At 68.9% G+C, this 2370-nt stretch carries 3 protein-coding genes; all 3 read right to left on the bottom strand.

The features are described from left to right. Positions 1-529, bottom strand: a 529-nt coding sequence (locus HUK84_RS15120; RefSeq protein WP_176641021.1) for a pyridoxal-phosphate dependent enzyme, incomplete at its 3' end; no start/stop codon positions are given. A gap of 10 nt (positions 530-539) precedes the next feature. Beyond that, complete coding sequence (gene greA / locus HUK84_RS15115; RefSeq protein WP_176641020.1) at positions 540-1013, bottom strand: transcription elongation factor GreA; 474 nt, start codon at positions 1011-1013, stop codon at positions 540-542. A 134-nt stretch (positions 1014-1147) separates the two neighbouring features. Continuing rightward, positions 1148-2370 (bottom strand): ATP-binding protein (locus HUK84_RS15110; RefSeq protein WP_176641019.1); only part of this gene is annotated, 1223 nt, incomplete at its 5' end.

Genomic DNA, 2370 nt, shown 5'->3' with positions numbered 1-2370 from the left:
CGATCGGCGCCACCAGCATGTCCAGCGCCCCCGCGTCCTCCAGCAGTTCCAGGGCGAAGGTCCCCTGGCCCGCCATCACCGCCGCATCGTCATAGGGCGGGACGAAGACGCGCCCCTCGCGCCGGCACAGCGCATCGGCATGCGCGGTCGCCTCGGCGAAATTCGTCCCTTCCAGCACCACGCGCGCGCCCCAGGCCGCGGTGCGCGTCACCTTGGCCGCCGGGGTGAAGCGCGGCATCACGATCACCGCGTCGATCCCCAGCAGGGCGGCATGCCGCGCCACGCCCTGCGCATGGTTGCCGGCCGAAACCGTAATCACCCCGCGTGCCCGCTCCTCGGCCGTCAGCAGCGCCAGCTTGTTCGCCGCACCCCGCTCCTTGAACGAGCCGACCGCCTGCAGATTCTCCAGCTTCAGCACGATCTCCGCGCCCGTCGCCTTCGACAGGGCGTGCGACGGCACGGTGGGCGTGCGCAGCACGCGCCCCTCGATCCGCGCGGCGGCGGCCCGGACGTCATCCAGGGTGATCATCGCCGTCGCCTCAGCGATAGGTAACGGCCAGGATCTCGTACGTCCGGTCGCCGCCCGGGGCGGGAACCGACACCGAATCCCCGATCCGCTTGCCGATCAGCGACTTGGCCAGCGGCGAGGAAACCGACAGCAGCCCCGCCTTGATGTCGGCCTCATGCACGCCGACGATCTGATAGGTCGCTTCCTTGTCCGTTTCCTCGTCCACCAGGCTGACCTTCGCGCCGAACATCACCTGGTCGCCCGACAGGCTCGCCGGGTTGATCACCAAGGCCGACGAGACGATCTCCTCCAGTTCCTGGATCCGCCCCTCGATAAAGGACTGGCGTTCCCGCGCGGCATGGTATTCGGCATTTTCCGACAGGTCGCCATGGCTGCGGGCTTCGGCGATGGCGCGGATGACGGCCGGCCGTTCCTCGCTCTTCAGCTTGCGAAGTTCGTCTTCCAGCCGCTGCAGGCCATTGGCCGTCATCGGAAATTTCTGCAAGGCAAGTCCCCAGGATGAAGGTCAGTCGCGCGACTGACATCAAAGATTGCGACACAAGCGCCGCCAAGACCGAACACGCCGGGCGCCGGGGCCCGACAGGGTCGGCCCCGGCACCCGGCGTAGGTGCAGTGCGCTCAGAACGATCCGCTAAAGTAGGATTGAAGCGGCGCGACTTCAAGCGGTCCTTCCCGCATCGCCGCGATCGCATGAGTCGCGGCGCGCGCCCCGGCCATGGTGGTGAAGTGCGGAATCCCCAATGTCAGGGCCGAACGGCGGATGTCGAAACTATCGGCCACCGACTGCGCGCCCTGCGCGGTGTTGATCACCATCTGCACGTCGCCCGACCGGATGGCGTCCACGCAGTTCGGCCGTCCTTCCAGCACCTTGTTCACCACCTCGACGGCGATCCCGGCCTCGCGCAGGCGCTGCGCCGTGCCGCGGGTGGCCAGGATGGTAAAGCCCATGTCCACCAGCCGCCGCGCCAGCGCCGGCACCGCCGGCTTGTCGCTGCCGCGCACCGACAGGAACACCACCCCCGACAGCGGCAGCCGCACGCCCGCCGCAAGCTGCGACTTGGCGAAGGCCCGCTCGAACGAGGCATCCAGCCCCATCACCTCGCCGGTCGAGCGCATTTCCGGCCCCAGGATCGTGTCCACGTTCGGAAAGCGGTTGAACGGGAACACCGCCTCCTTCACCGCCACATGCGGCGCCACCGCCCGGTCGTCCAGGCGGAATTCGGCCAGCTTCGCCCCCGCCATGACCCGCGCGCCGATCTTGGCCACCGGCACGCCGGTCGCCTTGGCCACGAACGGCACGGTGCGCGACGCCCGGGGATTGACCTCCAGCACGAAGATGTCCTGGTCCTTGATCGCGTACTGCACGTTCATCAGCCCGACGATGCCCAGCTCGCGGGCCATCGCCTCGGTCTGTTCCTTCAGTTCGCTGACGATGGCCGGCGACAGCGTATAGGGCGGCAGCGAGCACGCGCTGTCCCCCGAATGGATGCCCGCCTCCTCGATATGCTCCATCACCCCGGCGACATAGACGTCGTGCCCGTCGGCGATGCAGTCCACGTCGGCCTCGATCGCATCGTTCAGGTAGCGGTCGATCAGCACCGGTCCCGACGCGACGTCCTGGCCCGCAAGCTGCAGCGCCACGCGCATATAGCGTTGCAGGCTGGCCCGGTCATGGACGATCTCCATCGCCCGCCCGCCCAGCACATAGGACGGGCGGACGACGACCGGATAGCCGATGCGCTCGGCCACCGCCTCGGCCTCGGCCGGCGAGCGGGCGATGCCGTTGGCCGGCTGGCGCAGTCCCAGCCGGTGCAGCAGCGTCTGGAAGCGCTCGCGGTCCT

It is taken from the genome of Nguyenibacter vanlangensis (genome assembly GCF_013376155.1).
GTDB lineage: Bacteria > Pseudomonadota > Alphaproteobacteria > Acetobacterales > Acetobacteraceae > Gluconacetobacter > Gluconacetobacter vanlangensis.
Note: the sequence above shows the minus strand (reverse complement) of the source record. Positions and strands in the feature narration are given on the sequence as shown.